Origin of the sequence: Vibrio cyclitrophicus (genome assembly GCA_023206055.1) — a bacterium.
Classification (GTDB): Bacteria; Pseudomonadota; Gammaproteobacteria; order Enterobacterales; family Vibrionaceae; genus Vibrio; species Vibrio cyclitrophicus_A.
Genome location: CP065367.1, coordinates 114,299 through 129,635, shown reverse-complemented (window position 1 = coordinate 129,635; position 15,337 = coordinate 114,299). Strand labels below are relative to the sequence as shown.

Annotated in this window: 12 protein-coding genes and 1 pseudogene; 5 read left to right on the top strand and 8 right to left on the bottom strand. The window is 44.1% G+C overall.

Translation table 11 applies throughout. From position 1 onward, the window contains the following. The first annotated feature begins 235 nt into the window (after nt 1–235). Nucleotides 236–1,459, top strand: a complete 1,224-nt coding sequence (locus ITG09_16490) for a DUF819 family protein (GenBank protein UPR54553.1) — start codon at nt 236–238, stop codon at nt 1,457–1,459. Nucleotides 1,460–1,539: 80 nt separating this feature from the next. Here the strand turns inward: ITG09_16490 and ITG09_16485 are convergent, their stop codons facing one another. From ITG09_16485 to ITG09_16475, 3 genes are all read right to left on the bottom strand, one after another. Beyond that, nucleotides 1,540–2,400: a hypothetical protein gene (locus ITG09_16485; GenBank protein UPR54552.1), complete on the bottom strand. Its 861-nt coding sequence runs from the start codon at nt 2,398–2,400 to the stop codon at nt 1,540–1,542. 192 nt (nt 2,401–2,592) lie between these two features. Then, the gene (gene tdh / locus ITG09_16480) at nt 2,593–3,624 is read right to left on the bottom strand and encodes an L-threonine 3-dehydrogenase (protein UPR54551.1); all 1,032 of its coding nucleotides are present in this window, start codon (nt 3,622–3,624) and stop codon (nt 2,593–2,595) included. Nucleotides 3,625–3,734: 110 nt separating this feature from the next. Then, entirely contained in the window at nt 3,735–4,928 is a 1,194-nt protein-coding gene (locus ITG09_16475; GenBank protein ID UPR54550.1) for a glycine C-acetyltransferase, read from the bottom strand. Nucleotides 4,929–5,296: 368 nt separating this feature from the next. Here ITG09_16475 and ITG09_16470 point away from each other — a divergent pair, with 368 nt between their 5' ends. Beyond that, a complete protein-coding gene (locus ITG09_16470; protein UPR54549.1) occupies nt 5,297–6,049 on the top strand; it encodes an EAL domain-containing protein in 753 nt (250 codons plus the stop codon). A 20-nt stretch (nt 6,050–6,069) separates the two neighbouring features. On the opposite strand, the gene ITG09_16465 is transcribed toward ITG09_16470, so the two are convergent. After that, entirely contained in the window at nt 6,070–6,882 is an 813-nt protein-coding gene (locus ITG09_16465) for a helix-turn-helix transcriptional regulator (GenBank protein ID UPR54548.1), read from the bottom strand. A 173-nt stretch (nt 6,883–7,055) separates the two neighbouring features. On the opposite strand from ITG09_16465, the gene ITG09_16460 reads away from it, so the two are divergent. Together ITG09_16460 and ITG09_16455 are read left to right on the top strand one after the other, a co-directional pair. Beyond that, the gene (locus tag ITG09_16460) at nt 7,056–7,988 is read left to right on the top strand and encodes a LysR family transcriptional regulator (protein ID UPR54547.1); all 933 of its coding nucleotides are present in this window, start codon (nt 7,056–7,058) and stop codon (nt 7,986–7,988) included. After that, nucleotides 7,988–8,371 (top strand): VOC family protein, encoded by a 384-nt coding sequence (locus tag ITG09_16455; protein UPR54546.1) that lies wholly within the window; start codon nt 7,988–7,990, stop codon nt 8,369–8,371. The genes ITG09_16460 and ITG09_16455 overlap by 1 nt, the downstream gene beginning before the upstream one ends. Before the next feature lie 113 nt (nt 8,372–8,484). Here the strand turns inward: ITG09_16455 and ITG09_16450 are convergent, their stop codons facing one another. The 4 genes from ITG09_16450 to ITG09_16435 all read right to left on the bottom strand — a co-directional run bounded on the left by ITG09_16450 (nt 8,485) and on the right by ITG09_16435 (nt 12,026). Continuing rightward, nucleotides 8,485–9,996: a PepSY domain-containing protein gene (locus ITG09_16450; GenBank protein UPR54545.1), complete on the bottom strand. Its 1,512-nt coding sequence runs from the start codon at nt 9,994–9,996 to the stop codon at nt 8,485–8,487. Between the two features lie 106 nt (nt 9,997–10,102). Continuing rightward, nucleotides 10,103–10,459, bottom strand: a complete 357-nt coding sequence (locus tag ITG09_16445) for a hypothetical protein (GenBank protein ID UPR54544.1) — start codon at nt 10,457–10,459, stop codon at nt 10,103–10,105. Between the two features lie 280 nt (nt 10,460–10,739). Then, nucleotides 10,740–11,135 (bottom strand): cytochrome b562 family protein, encoded by a 396-nt coding sequence (locus ITG09_16440; protein ID UPR54543.1) that lies wholly within the window; start codon nt 11,133–11,135, stop codon nt 10,740–10,742. 144 nt (nt 11,136–11,279) lie between these two features. Further along, the gene (locus ITG09_16435; GenBank protein UPR54542.1) at nt 11,280–12,026 is read right to left on the bottom strand and encodes a phosphatase; all 747 of its coding nucleotides are present in this window, start codon (nt 12,024–12,026) and stop codon (nt 11,280–11,282) included. 280 nt (nt 12,027–12,306) lie between these two features. On the opposite strand from ITG09_16435, the pseudogene ITG09_16430 reads away from it, so the two are divergent. After that, nucleotides 12,307–15,320: pseudogene (locus tag ITG09_16430) on the top strand (HD domain-containing protein). Nucleotides 15,321–15,337 lie beyond the last annotated feature (17 nt).

Genomic DNA, 15,337 nt, shown 5'->3' with positions numbered 1-15,337 from the left:
ACTCTCTAAGGCTTGAATTACATTGCATATATCTAAATGCGCCGTAAAACCCCCAACAAATCCATTCACCAGTCAAATAAACAACGCACGACATTCACAAATCCAAACCATCAAAATTAACATAAATATTTCAAAGTATGTCTATCGTTACAATTTGTAACGAATGACGGTTGTCGGTATAGTCCTGCAATTCAAAAAGTGAGACCTTTGCGCTCACCTTAAAGGAGATATAATAATGATTACTAATGATGCTGTAATAATGGGCATGTTAGCTGTTATTCTTGGCGGTGTATTTATCACGGAAAGTAGCCAAAATAGCGCACTGAAAAAATTCTACTCGTTCGTTCCGGGTCTATTGCTCTGTTACTTTGTTCCTTCATTGTTGAACAGCTTCGGCATCATTGATGCGTCAAACTCAAAGCTATACTTCGTTGCAAGTCGCTACCTATTACCAAGCGCACTCGTTCTACTTATCATCTCAGCTGACCTACGCAAGATTTTTGGACTAGGTTCAAAAGCCGTCATCATGTTCCTAACCGGTACTGTCGGCATCATCGTTGGTGGTCCTCTGGCTATCTTGATCATAGACCAAATCAACCCTGACCTTGTATCTGGTGACGTATGGCGAGGCCTAACAACCGTTGCAGGTTCTTGGATTGGCGGTGGTGCAAACCAAGCAGCAATGAAAGAAGTGTTCGAGGTTGATGACCAACTCTTCTCTGCAATGATTACAGTAGACGTTATCTGTGCAAACATTTGGATGGCTGTATTGCTTGTCATGGCAGGCCGTCAGAAGAAGATTGATGCATGGTTAAAAGCAGATACTTCATCTATTGAAGAGCTAAAAGAGACCGTTTCTAAATACCAAGAAGAGAACGCTCGCCCAACAACGACAACTGATCTCATGAAGATCACGGGGATTGCGTTCGGTCTTACCGGCCTAGCTCACTTATTCAGTGACCTAATCGCACCTTGGATCTCGACCAACGCACCAGAACTCGCAAAATACAGCCTTACATCAGGTTTCTTCTGGTTAATCGTAATGGTAACAACGTTCGCGCTCATCGCTTCGTGCTTTAAATCAACACGCAGCCTTGAGCACAGCGGCGCGTCTAAAGTGGGCTCGGCATTCATCTACATCCTAGTTGCAACCATCGGTATGCAAATGGATGTAACGGCTATCTTAGACAATCCAGGTTACTTCTTCATTGGTATCACATGGCTAACTATCCATGCCATTCTAATGATTGTGATGGCGAAGCTTATCCGTGCACCACTGTTCTTCATGGCAGTTGGTAGCCAAGCTAACGTAGGCGGTGCAGCATCGGCACCTATCGTAGCAGCTGCATTCCACCCAGCACTAGCTCCAGTAGGTATCCTAATGGCGGTATTGGGTTACGCACTAGGTACATACGGCGCTTACATCTGTGGCCTCATCATGCAGGCTGCTGCGGGTTAATCTAAGCTCACTAACCGAATAACAAAAAGGCAGAACGATGATCGTTCTGCCTTTTTCATTTCTACTCTTTCACACTTAAATTAATCGAATAAATACGCCAATTTATTTTCCATTACAGGACTGATATTAAAGCTCAACATAAAGTCCGGACACGTCTTTTCATCTTTCTCGATATAGTAATTAGCTTCAATGCCAAACTTCCAAGGACGACCATTCAAAACGGTTGTTTTACTCACGCTAATATTCAACGGAATCTCAGCCTGATCTTTATTCCAATCGTAGGACAGTGTCGGCGCTGACCCTACCGTCCACCCTCCTTCCAATAATTCCACCCAAAATAGCTGCGTAGAGGTCTTGTTGATACGAGTATCAGAGTGATCAGCCCCTTTTCCAGACACGCCATAAAGGTGGCTTGGGAACACACCTACAACTCGTTCAGCGCTCACTTTTCCGTACATAAACTCAGGGCCGACAGCAAATTGATCTGCCGTGAGCTCGCTGCTGCCCGTTGGTAAAGAAGCAAACAGACCAAAAGCAGCAATAGTCCCACCTTCCATTTTGGGCGCATAAGCTAGATCGAAGGAAATGTCGCTCACTCCTGACTGATCCATAGGTTGGGAACTTATCGGCGTATTCACATCGAAATCATTCTGAACATAAGAGATTGCAGGACGGAAAATGACTTTGTCGCCATTATCCATAGGGAAAGGAAGAGTTGGTTGTAACACTGTGGCGAAGCTGTCTCCTCCACCATCGTAACCACCTGAATACTGGAGCTTTAGATTGAGGCTAGCGTAAGCTGTATTTGGGTTTGCAAGTTCCTTTGCTGCTTTTTCTGCCGCTTGATCGCTTTCAGATTTTGAAATGTCGACCTTAGCGCTAGCAAAATTCGACGTTAATAATAGTCCAGTTATTATCAGTGCAAGTGGTTTACAAGCCATGAGCCCTCTCTTCAATAGTAAAACAATAAGATGTAACTACTTATTGAGTATTTTAGAGATTACCGGGCAGTAAAATGGCCATTAAGTGACAGAGAGATAAGTTAGCCCTAGGTAGAATTTGGATACAAAAATGCCCCAAATCTCTTTGGGGCATTTTCATTGTAGAACTAGCTAAGGGTTTCCCCTATCTGCTTATTCCCAATCAAGGATTACTTTACCAGACATACCAGAGCGCATCATGTCGAAGCCTTTCTGGAAGTCGTCCACTTTGTAGTGGTGAGTAATGATTGGTGTTAGATCTAGGCCAGATTGAATCAAAGAAGCCATCTTGTACCAAGTTTCGAACATCTCACGACCGTAGATACCTTTGATAACCAAGCCTTTAAAGATTACTTGGTTCCAGTCTACCGCCATGTCTGATGGTGGAATACCTAGTAGAGAGATCTTACCGCCGTGGTTCATGTTAGTCAGCATGCTGTTGAACGCAGATGGGTTACCAGACATTTCTAGGCCTACATCGAAGCCTTCTGTCATACCAAGATCAGACATTACGTCTTCAAGCTTCTCTTCCATCACGTTTACTGCGCGAGTTACACCCATTTTCTTAGCAAGATCTAGGCGGTATTCGTTTACATCAGTAATTACAACGTGACGAGCACCAACGTGCTTAGCAACAGCAGCAGCCATGATACCGATTGGGCCAGCACCTGTGATTAGCACGTCTTCGCCTACTAGGTCGAAAGAAAGCGCTGTGTGTACTGCGTTACCGAACGGGTCAAAGATTGATGCTAGATCGTCAGAGATTTCTGCAGGGATCTTAAAAGCGTTAAACGCTGGGATCACAAGGAACTCAGAGAACGCACCAGTGCGGTTAACACCAACGCCTGTTGTGTTACGACAAAGGTGAGTACGGCCGCCACGACAGTTACGACAGTGACCACATGTGATGTGACCCTCGCCAGATACACGGTCGCCGATTTCAAAACCACGAACTTCTTGGCCGATGCCAACAACTTCACCCACGTATTCGTGACCTACTACCATAGGTACTGGAATTGTGTTTTGTGACCACTCATCCCAGTTGTAGATATGTACGTCAGTACCACAAATTGCGGTTTTCTTAATACGGATAAGAAGATCATTATGACCCATTTCAGGTTTTTCAACCTCGGTCATCCAGATGCCTTCTTCAGGCTTAATCTTAGAAAGTGCTTTAATTTTCATAATGTTACCTAGTTCATCTCGCCTAACTGTAAGGCGAGAATCAAAAATCTATATGTTCTATTGGGTGTTGCTCTATCTAATTAAAAGATGCTCGTGGCACCCCTTTAAAATTAGATGATACCCATGTCTTTACCAACTTGGATGAACGCATCGATTGCGCGGTCTAGTTGCTCACGAGAGTGTGCAGCAGACATTTGCGTACGGATACGAGCTTGGCCTTTTGGTACTACTGGGAATGAGAAGCCTACTACGTAGATGCCTTTCTCTAATGCGCGCTCTGCGAATTCAGCCGCTACTTTTGCATCACCAAGCATGATTGGGATGATTGCGTGGTCGGCACCACCCATAGTGAAGCCAGCTTCTTCCATGCGAGTACGGAAGTGAGCAGAGTTTTCCCATAGTTGAGTACGTAGGTCGCCAGATTCCGCTAGAAGATCTAGAACACGGATAGACGCAGATACGATTGCTGGTGCAACAGAGTTCGAGAATAGGTATGGACGAGAACGCTGACGTAACCAGTCGATTACTTCTTTCTTACCAGAAGTGTAACCGCCTGAAGCGCCACCCATTGCTTTACCAAGCGTACCTGTGATGATGTCGATACGGTCAACAACGTTATGGAACTCGTGAGTACCTGCGCCGTTTTCGCCCATGAAACCTACTGCGTGGGAATCATCAACCATCACTAGCGCGCCGTACTTGTCAGCAAGGTCACAAATAGCAGGAAGGTTAGCAACCACACCGTCCATAGAGAATACGCCGTCAGTTACGATAAGCGTGTGACGAGCGCCAGCTTCTTTAGCAGCGATAAGTTGCTGCTCTAGCTCTTCCATGTTGTTGTTCGAGTAACGGAAGCGCATTGCTTTACATAGACGAACACCATCAATGATAGATGCGTGGTTTAGAGCATCAGAAATGATTGCGTCTTCTTTGCCTAGAATCGTTTCGAATAGGCCAGCGTTTGCATCAAAGCAAGATGTGTAAAGGATAGTGTCTTCTTTACCAAGGAACGTAGATAGCTTTTGCTCTAGTTCTTTGTGAGAGTCTTGAGTACCACAGATGAAACGTACTGAAGCCATGCCAAAACCGTGCTGATCCATACCATCTTTAGCTGCTTCGATAAGAGCTGGGTGGTTAGCAAGACCTAAGTAGTTGTTTGCACAGAAGTTTAGCACTTCTTCACCCGTCGAGATAGAAACCGCTGCTTTTTGTGCAGAAGTAATAATGCGCTCTGACTTGTAAAGACCTTCTTCTTTAACTTCTTCGATTTGAGTTTGAATCTGTTGGTAAAATGCAGAAGACATTGTCTCATTCCTTCCTAGTTATTATTTAGCAGCATCGCGCGCCGCTTTATGTAAGGATATAAACGATCTCAACACGATCATTTACACTGTAAAACTTATGCCTATATTCTAGTTGAACATCCCTGTTCCGATTATCCCTTTAGTTGGAAAAACATTAATGAATCACAGGCATGAATAATAGTTCATCCCAGTGACACAGGGCACATTAACGCCCTTCACTTGCTCTTTTAAACGCCAAATCACCTTTAATTTCCGTCTAATTTCGCTTTCATATCAAATCTCAATTTTTCATCTCAAAACGATATAGTGATGAATGCCCGCTTCTCTCAGAATGCGCACTAGCAACGCCGCTATACAAATGAAACACGATGAGAAGAGAAATCAAACACATGAACCTATCAGACCACATCATTCAAGAAGCCTTCGAAAACGACTGGCACACCTGCTTTTATCAACCAAAGGTTGAACCTAGTATCGAGAAAGTGACTGGTGTTGAAGCGCTGTTTCGTTTAGATATTCCAGAAGAAGGGATTTTCTCTCCAGGTGTGTTTATTGATCGTGCGTTTGCATTGGGTTACGAGGAAGAGATCTTCTTTAGTGTTCTTGAGCAATCACTGACAGAGGTAAAATCTCTCTCACCTCACTTGAACTTGGCGGTTAATATCAGCAAGAAGGTGTTGGCTAACCCTGATAACGTAGGAAAGGTTCGTGAATTACTTTGGAATACATCGTTCAAAGCAACGCAGCTTACTTTTGAACTCAGCGAAAATGATCAGTTAGATGACCAACTTTGTGAACAGATAAAGCGCTTTCAATCTCTTGGTATAAAAATCTCTATCGACGACTTTGGTATTGGCCATTCAGATATGAATAAGGTGATGAGACTTAATGTCGATGAAGTGAAGTTTGATAAATCAATTGTGAATAGCGTAGAACCAGCACTTTCGGACTTGGTGAAACGCACATTGGCATACTGCAAAGAGTCTGGAATTGAAACCGTGGCAGAAGGTGTTGAAGATACAGATACACATCAGCTCGTCCACCAGCTCGGTTTTGACAGCTATCAGGGGTTTCTATATTCAAAGCCACTGCCTTTGACTGATCTTAGACTCGTCATGTAAGAGTGAGTACTCAAGCAAGGTTAGCTTATGACAAACTCGACGCTTTTCTTTTTCTGTTTAAGGTCGTGATATCGAATGCACTTAAAGTAAATATCGTGTTTATTTTGGATGTTCTGAGAAAAGGGATTTTTCACTACTTTTTTAATATCAGCCTTGAAAAATGGCATGCCGAGTTTGCTCATGTACGGCTCTAAGTAGAGGTCATAGAGGAACTGAGACATTGCGGGGTCAAGAGTCGGAAAGCGAAATTCAGTGCCTGCCAAATTATCCGCCATGTAATCGAAGATTTTACGTCGGATCTCGACGCTGACCGCACCAACACTGCAAAGCATCTTACTCACGCCATCGTAAACCACATGCCCGATAATCACTCCCTCGAACAAGAAGCAAAGCACCTGCATATCTTCTTTTCTTACTCCGAGATACTGAGCAACCTCGATAAAGTCTTTGCCATAGGTTTTGAGGTGCATCCCTTGAATCGATTTAAGCCTTTTTGCAGGAAGCGAACCCATGTTGTATGACTCTACGCTGGTGACCTCATAGTCGTAACCAATCTCGGCACTAAACGGACGCTCCATATTCTTGGTTGCGGCTTTCACTTGAACCATCTCTTCCACTGAAAAGTCATAGTCGACCTGAAAGAAGCTCGCGATACCAAGGCGACGAACAAAACTAGGCTGTGTCTTTGCTCTTTCCCACTGGCTCACCATCACCTGATTAACACCGGAAAATGCTCGATGAGAATGGGAAAGTAACTCTGCAAACTCCTCTTGAGAAATTGAGGTTGCTTCGCGGAGTCTTTTTAACTCGTCTGAAAAATTCTCTTTATTCATCGGTTACTTACCTAGCTTTTTTAACAGTGTAGTTCACTTAAGCTCGTTAATAAATGGCGCTTCCAACATCGCCTTAATAAGTCAGTTAATTAATGAAACTGATTCACAAATTAGAAGAGATCACTCACAATCAAGGTTATGGTCACCGTTGAAATCAGTCTAACTGGATACTTATGATTAACCCAAAACTCATCGCCCTGCTTCCGGATCTCGCCTCGTTTATCTTAGTTGTGAATGAAGGTAGCTTTACCGCCGCAGCAAAGCAGCTAGGCGTGACACCTTCAGCGTTGAGTAAATTGATCACACGTTTAGAAAAAGCGCTGTCGGTGAAACTGTTTGAACGAACCACTCGTACCCTAATCATCACGCAAGCGGGTCAATTGGTTTACGATCAGAGCGTAGTTATGATCAACGCGGCGCAACAAGCCGTTGAACTGTCTACCTCTGACCATACCGAACCTGCAGGCTCGATAACGGTAGCTGCACCTGAAGCATTCTTGAACTCGGTACTGCAGCCTTTCGTTGTCCCATTCTTAAATCAGTATCCAGAGATCCAACTTAAATTGAGAGCTGCTGATGGTGACATCGATATTTTGCGTCAAGGCATCGACATAGCTTTCCGCCTGACTGATAGGCCCGACGAAAGCTTAGTATTGAAAGAGTTAGGGAAAACAAACCTCGTGTTGTGTGCAAGCCCAGACTATTTATATGCCAAAGGGATTCCTCACCACCCTACCGAGTTATCGGAACACGACTGTTTGTACCTTGCAGAGACAGATAAAGACCATATTTGGGACTTTCTTAAAGATGATGAATTTCACACGGTGTCCGTCAGTGGGCGTTACGCAGTTAACCACTCACAGATGCGACTGAAAGGTGTGAAAGAAGGGCTTGGTGTGGGTATTTTTCATGACTTCGTGATTCAAGATGCATTAGCTGAAGGTTCTGTAGTTCAAGTATTGGAAGATTGGACCATCAAGAGTAACTACCATGGCGCTATCGCGATGCAGTTTGCTCAAACCAAGTACATGCCCGCTCGACTGCGTGTATTCATTGATTACGCGATGGAGCACTTAGGTGACAAGTTGGCAGGAGAAATAAACTGATGCTGAAAGGAATACACCACGCCGCCATTATTTGCTCAGACTACGAATTCTCTAAACGCTTTTATACGGAAGTTTTAAAGCTTGAGGTGATTGCAGAGAATTATCGTGAAGCACGTCAGTCGTATAAGCTTGACTTAGCACTGCCTGATGGCGCTCAAATAGAATTATTCAGCTTTCATGACGCACCTGAAAGACCAAGCTTTCCGGAAGCTCAAGGGCTGAGACATTTGGCTTTTTGTGTTGATGACGTTCAACAAGTTAAAAGCTATTTGGAAGGACAAAGAATCGAAGTCGAACCGATTCGAGTGGATGAGTTTACGGGGAAATCCTTTACGTTTTTCGCCGATCCAGACGGCCTGCCGCTCGAGCTTTATCAGATCTAAAGCTTTATCAAATCTAGAGCTGTTTCAAGTCTAAAGTCTTCCTCACAGAAGAAGTGCTCACCTCACTAATAAAACGGACCTTCTCAAGTCGAGAAAGTCCGTTTGTGTATCAATTAACTCAACGCGGTCTTGAACCTTTCAACGCGTGAAAACAGCAGCCAATCCAATAGCATTGCAGCCACTATCGTGGCTCCCGCGAGAGGGAAGAACACTGAAATAGCAACGACAGTTACTAAGCCTAATTTCCACAAGCCCGCGTCACCAAACTTAGGTGGCGCTCCAAGCTTGCGTTGGCCAGAAGGTCTACGCATCCACCACATCACGCCGCCAGTCACCGACACCACAATAAATGCAAAGCAGAACAGAGCGTTTAGAAGTTTGTTGATGATACTGATGTCACCTTGGTGCAGAGAAATACCCACCGCTAACGTCTTGGCGATAACGTTGTAATCCTGCCAGGTCACCTCACCGAGGATACGGCCTGAGTATTGGTCTAGGTGCGTGGTGCGATCCTGAGTTGGATCGATGATGTCACCACCCATAGTATTCGCGGCCACGGTGTAAACACCCGACTCTGAACGTGGGAAATTGACTTTATACTGCGTAAAACCAAGAGATTGAGCTTTCACTATCACATCATCAATAGAGAAATTACTCGCAGATAATACATGCTGAGAATGATCCTCACCCATCTTAGAATGATCATGAGGTTCAGTCGCCTCTTCTGTGTGATGTACATGTTCGGCTGGCTTATCTTGAGACAAAGGCAGTGGTGTTTGCTCTAGATTCCATGGCATTTCCTCTTCAGAGCCGTGATTTAAAGAAGCATGCGTTTCGTTAGACAAGGGAATGTCGTCCCACATCTGAGCAGGAAAAGTACTCCATGCTTGCACTAGCTTACCGCCCCAAAAGCCTGTCCATGATAACCCCGATAGAATAAACAACAGAAGAATGAATGACAGTGTTCCACCGATGTTCGCATGCAAATCACGCATTAAAACACGCGTTCCTGAACCAAATCTAAGCTTCAGAAAACCAGCGCGGCTCGCGTTGTCTCGAGGAAGCCATAAATAGATTCCACTCACTAACAGTAGAATCGACAAGCTGATTGCAACCTCAATCAGGTAATCACCCCAATCGCCAATCAGTAATGTTCCGTGAATATCATTCGCGAGCTGGTAAAGGCTATCGCTGCGCGGGATTTCTCCTACCACTTCGCCCGTGTATTGATTCACCATGGCGAAAACGGACGTCCCATCTTCAAGTGCTACCGAAAAACGGTTGGCCAGATCAGGCGCTTTACTCGGTACAAATTGTGTCACCGAACCTTGTGGGTATTGATTTTGTACGGCAGCTAATTGTTGCGACACCTTAATCGGTTCGCCCGATGCAACAATCTCAATCGCATCGTGATGGAAAGCGAGTTCGATTTCATCATCAAACAGCATCACCAAGCCTGTAATGCTCAACATCAACATAAACGGGATAACGAATAGCCCAGCATAGAAGTGCCAGCGCCAAGTGAGGAAGTAGAGAGTTTTATTGCGGTCTTTCGTTTTTACACTGCTTTTAGACTGCGAATTAGCTTGTGCTTTCGCAGTATCTTGAGATTCATTTCTCAACATTATTATTTCCTTTGACACACGCAAACATACCTTCTGAAAAAACCAGAAAGTAATCTGAGCATGGTTAACTTTACTTAATACTTTATTTTTTAATTATTTTAGTGGGTTAGATGTAAGCAAGATCAAAGGGAGGGCCACGTGGGGCTTGCCTCGTGTAGCGTTCGCTTAGAGCCAAAAAAGCGTAGCTGTCTGAGACAATAGAACTCAGTCGAGTTGTCAGTAGTGTAGTTGGAAGTTCGTCTTGGTGAAACGTGGAAAAATGGCTAAAGGGACACGGCTTACCTTTGTGGGTATTGGGTTCGCCTTCTTCAATTTGAACCAGTTCAAAGCCGTTGACCGTACATAACGACGCCCATACTCCCGCACTATTACCATGAGCATTGATAACAGGCATTAATGTCACTAGCACCCAGCTTAATGCTGTAGCAAGTAACATGGAGAAATTGAACGAGGTTCGGCGCATTATTCCTAATCTTTATAAATTTCCCTTATTATGAGGCACTTGCTATATAGGTAAACGTAAAGATTAACATCAGGTTAAAAAATTGAAGCTAACGCACACTCTATTTGGTTAAAAACTGGTTACAACAGAAGCGCTAATAAAATATTACGCACCTCAGTGCAACAAACTGATTAGAAAAAAGACAATAAAAAACGCCGCTTATATTTTCCTAAAAAAGGAAATATAAACAGCGCTTTAAAAATGAAACTTTGTTATCTGGTCACTCTAGTGAACAAGCAAATTAGCCGAAGATCTTGCTCCAAATGCTTGGATTACGCTTCTCATGATACTCTTCACGAAGGCCATCGATAGTACGAAGCTCTTGCTGTGCTGATTCAAATTCACCTTGGTCTAGTTTCTTTTCAATGCTATCAATCGATGCACTGATCTTTTTAAAACCTTCCATGAAGTGTTCTTCTTTCTCAATTGGGTAAACACCCGTTTTGAGCTCAGCAACCAGCGTATCGATACGTACGATAGGCTTTTGCATCTCTTCAATGTTTTGAGCTTCTGCCGCTTGTTTAAACGCAAGCTTCATTTCTTGCATGTTTTTCTTAAGGTCAACATTAGCAAATGCGTTGCCAGACATTACTGCAGCAGCGATTAAGCCAGATAAAAGGATTGAGCGAGTTTTCATTGTTTCTCCAAGTGAAACTGTGACTTTGAAGATAGCGCCATCATGATTGTAGCACTTCGACTTTATTATTTTCGGCTAGTGTATACAAAAATCTGACAGGCACAAAAATTGATTGTGTCGAAATGCAAACTCACCGACATTCTCTTAAGCAAGAGCCGAATATTCTGGGATTTCATTACGACCGCGCAACGCCAAAAATGACAGGAATTGCTTTGGTGAATGGGTAATAACCTTGCTCGAATCTACTCCCACCTCATCAAGTAATGAAGACACGAGATCCAACCCGCCCACATCTACGCAGAAATGTGCGTCACTTCCTGTGGTAATAAATGCCCCTTTCGCTTTAGCAATTCTTGCGATCTCGTAACAACGATCAACACTGCCAACGCGGCTATTGCCTTTAAGCGTGGTGTTATTAATTTCGATCGCAACGTTATGTTCCGCCGCACATTGAATCACAGCTTCAAAATCGAAATCAAAATTTGGATTTCCTAAATGACCAAGTGCATCAATTCGGCCGCCTTTAATCACATTCAGGAGTGCTTCTGTATGGGTAGCAACATCCGATGGGCGAAATACTGGCTCATGAAAACTCGCGATCACCCAATCCAAGTTCTTATCCACACTCGGATGAATATCAATTTCACCTTGAGTGTTCATAATGTTTGACTCGACACCTCGAATAATAGCGACATCTTCAATAAAACGAGGGAGCACACGTTGGTTACTGAAGAACCAATAGTGTGGAGCGCCCGGCATTGATTCTGAATGGTCGGTGGTACAAAACATGGCTAAACCATTTTGCTTTGCCGACTTGGCGTTTTCGATCAATGTGCTGTAAGCATGACCACTTGCGTATGTGTGGGTGTGAGTATCTACTTTGAGTTCCATGAATCAATGCCCTCTTCGCTCGGTCAAAAAACGTGCTTCAGAAAATGAGTGCTTAATAGCAACAATTCGACCAGTTTATCAGCTGAAAGTGACAATTAGCACCTAAACATAAAGGTTTATTAGGTGTTCATTTACACGACACGGGAATACGTGGCTAACCAGAAGACGCTAACGCTTTTCTTATCTAAGTAACATCGAACATACTCGGTAATTACGCCAATTTTTTGCAACCTACCCAAGTTCGTCAATACTTAAACCAGTCTACAAACTGGAGTGTTAGATGAGAAGAAGACGATATCCGCTGAGTATCCACATCACTAGCCTTTTCTTAATTTTGACAACCTTTGTCGGTGCGGTATTGATATCAATAAGCTATCGGCATTCTCAAGAGTTGTTGTTAGGCACAGTGCGCGAGGTCAGTAATGAACATCGTGATAAGTTGGAATCGGTATTTAAACAAGCCATTGCTCCTGTCATCACCACCTTAAACGTAATGGCAGTTAGCCCGTTTGTGGCTCAACAAACCTCTTCGGTTGAAAAGGAGTCTTGGTTGGCTTCGGTCGATATCATCTTCAAACAAAATACTAACTTAGTCGCTCTGTTCTACGGCTCCGAGGATGGCGAATTTAGAATTTTTCGCCCATTAAGCACCAACAAACAAAGAGCCGACAACAATGCACCCGCCAAAGCGACCATGATGGTCAGCAGTACCAATCTAGACGGCGAAAACTTCATTACCTTTTTAGACGGTGCGCACCAAGTGATCAGCACCATGCAAGCCGAGAGTAAGTTCAACCCAACCACTCGACCTTGGTTTCGTAACGCCAAACCAGACGGCTCAATACAACTCTCTGAACCCTATCTGTTCTATTTCCTGCAAACCAACGGTATTACACTTTCTAGGCGCTCGGCAGATGGCAAGCATGTGGTAGGCGCTGACTTCACGCTCAGTTCACTCTCTTCTCAGATCAGTGAGCTGGCTTATTCTCCACAAACCAGACTCGCTCTATTTGACCAACACTTTAACCTTCTTGGTCAACATCAACTTAATTTAACCACCTCGAACCTCACACTCGAAGCTAGAAATGCCAACATTAGTAATGGGCAAAGCACAGGTAAACTCTCTGGTAGTGAGCAAGAACAAAGCTTCTTCAACATCCCTAAACGAGACCAAATGGATGCGTTAAAAGCATCTGTTTTGGGCCCACTAATCTCAGATGAGCAGAAATTTAGTCTCGACCTAAAAAACGTAGAGTACAACCTGAACACATGGGCACTGACCTTAACTCCGGTTGAGCTCACTCAAAACGTAACCCTCTATTTGGCAGAAGCAACACCACACAATGAACTGCTCGCTGATCTTATCTCGATGCGAGACAAACAAGTTGCGGTCGTGATTGGGATGTTGTTCATCTGTTTCGCTATCGTATGGTTTGTCGCCAATCGTTTGTCTCAGCCGCTTACTACGCTGATGCAACTCACCGACAACATTGCACGATTTGACTTCAGGCGAACTCATTATCCCAAAAGCTGATTCAAGAAGTGGCTAACCTCGCCCACTCAATTGAGCTGATGGAACACACACTTCATGATTTAATAGCTCGGCTTCGAGACACCGCGGGGAATCAGGAGTTTTCGATTTTAGCCAAGAACATTGCGCATCAAAGCTACTTGATCACCAAAGCAGAAACCATCGTGTTGTTTACACAATCCGAAGAAAAGGATGTGTTTGATACGGCAGCCAACCTAGCGATTTTACCTTTCAAAGCCGACATCAATGACTTCATCAAGCACACACCATGGTTGTTGTGTCAGCTCAAATCTGGAGAGACGATCCACCTTAATCGAGAAGATAACGTACTCAACTATTATCAAGATTCGATCTTCAATTCAGATCTGTACCTGTTTCCACTATTAAACCGAGAGAAACTGTTAGTAGGTATTGTAGCAATTGGTTATGAAAGACCGATCACCAAGATGCAGGCAGACAAACACGCCTTTTTACGAGAACTGCTCAGCTTTGCGGAAATAGCCAAAGACAACATCGACCAAATGCAGCAACAAAAAGACATGCTTAATGCCTTTATTGAGTTGATTGCATCGGCGATTGATACCAAGTCTCCATACACTGGCGGGCATTGCCAACGAGTGCCTGAACTCACCAAGTGGCTGACCCAAGCAACCATTGATGATGACCGTTATTACCCACAGTTCTCATTGGACAGTAAACAGTGGGAAGAGTTGATGCTCGCCGCTTGGCTTCATGACTGCGGTAAGGTGACTACGCCTGAATATGTGGTAGACAAGGCAACAAAACTGGAAACGATTTACGACCGAATTCACGAAGTTCGCATGCGATTTGAGTTGTTGAAACAGCAAGCAGAAACCGACTACTGGAAAGCAATAGCGAACGGTGCGCTACAAGAAGAACAACTCAAAATACTCGAGCAAAGCCTGTCCGAACTGGATGAGGAGTTTACCTTTGTTGCGGAGTGTAACCTTGGTGGCGAATCGATGACGGAAGAGCAGCTAGAACGCTTAGATCAAATAGCCAAACGCCAATGGAAGCGCACACTGAACGACCAACTCGGTTTATCTTGGTCTGAAAAAGAGAGATTCCGTACACAACAAAACACAACAGAGAAAGGTCAAACTGAGCCAACAAATACAGAACAGTCTCTACCGGTTATGGAGCCGCTACTTGCCGACAAACCGGAGCATAAAATACCTTGGGACAATGGCTTTAACCCTGCCGATGTATGGCAAGAAGAGTTTGTACTTAAACCCGGAGAAGTAAAATACAACCAAGGTGAACTGCACAATTTGAAAGTACGTCGTGGTACATTAAACGATGAAGAACGCTTTATGATCAACGACCATATTATTCAAACCTTCACCATGCTCAACAAGCTCCCTTACCCTTCTTACCTCAAGAACATCCCAGATATCGCGAGCGGTCATCACGAACGCATTGATGGCAAGGGCTACCCAAGAGGCTTGAACGAAGACCAACTTCCTTTACCGTCCAGAGCGATGGCGATTGCTGATGTCTTTGAAGCGCTCACGTCTAGTGACCGCCCGTACAAGAAAGGCAAATTGCTCAGTGAATCACTCAACATCATGACTGACATGGCCACCAGCGGTCATATCGATCCAAAACTGTATTTACTGTTCTTAGAAAACAAAATCTATGACAAATACGCTGAGCGATTTCTTGAAGCTAACCAACGCTGCGAGATCGACCAGAACCAACACATTGATCGAGTAAAAGAGTACATACGCTCATTGTTTTAGGCTAACCATTCAGAGGA

Excerpts from the sequence above, each read along its gene's own strand:
- ITG09_16485 (UPR54552.1), bottom strand. The coding sequence starts at position 2,400 with ATGGCTTGTAAACCACTTGCACTGATAATAACTGGACTATTATTAACG.
- ITG09_16465 (UPR54548.1), bottom strand. The coding sequence starts at position 6,882 with ATGAATAAAGAGAATTTTTCAGACGAGTTAAAAAGACTCCGCGAAGCA.
- ITG09_16440 (UPR54543.1), bottom strand. The coding sequence starts at position 11,135 with ATGAAAACTCGCTCAATCCTTTTATCTGGCTTAATCGCTGCTGCAGTA.
- ITG09_16490 (UPR54553.1), top strand. The coding sequence starts at position 236 with ATGATTACTAATGATGCTGTAATAATGGGCATGTTAGCTGTTATTCTT.
- ITG09_16455 (UPR54546.1), top strand. The coding sequence starts at position 7,988 with ATGCTGAAAGGAATACACCACGCCGCCATTATTTGCTCAGACTACGAA.
- ITG09_16445 (UPR54544.1), bottom strand. The coding sequence starts at position 10,459 with ATGCGCCGAACCTCGTTCAATTTCTCCATGTTACTTGCTACAGCATTA.
- ITG09_16450 (UPR54545.1), bottom strand. The coding sequence starts at position 9,996 with ATGTTGAGAAATGAATCTCAAGATACTGCGAAAGCACAAGCTAATTCG.
- tdh (UPR54551.1), bottom strand. The coding sequence starts at position 3,624 with ATGAAAATTAAAGCACTTTCTAAGATTAAGCCTGAAGAAGGCATCTGG.
- ITG09_16470 (UPR54549.1), top strand. The coding sequence starts at position 5,297 with ATGAGAAGAGAAATCAAACACATGAACCTATCAGACCACATCATTCAA.
- ITG09_16460 (UPR54547.1), top strand. The coding sequence starts at position 7,056 with ATGATTAACCCAAAACTCATCGCCCTGCTTCCGGATCTCGCCTCGTTT.
- ITG09_16435 (UPR54542.1), bottom strand. The coding sequence starts at position 12,026 with ATGGAACTCAAAGTAGATACTCACACCCACACATACGCAAGTGGTCAT.
- ITG09_16475 (UPR54550.1), bottom strand. The coding sequence starts at position 4,928 with ATGTCTTCTGCATTTTACCAACAGATTCAAACTCAAATCGAAGAAGTT.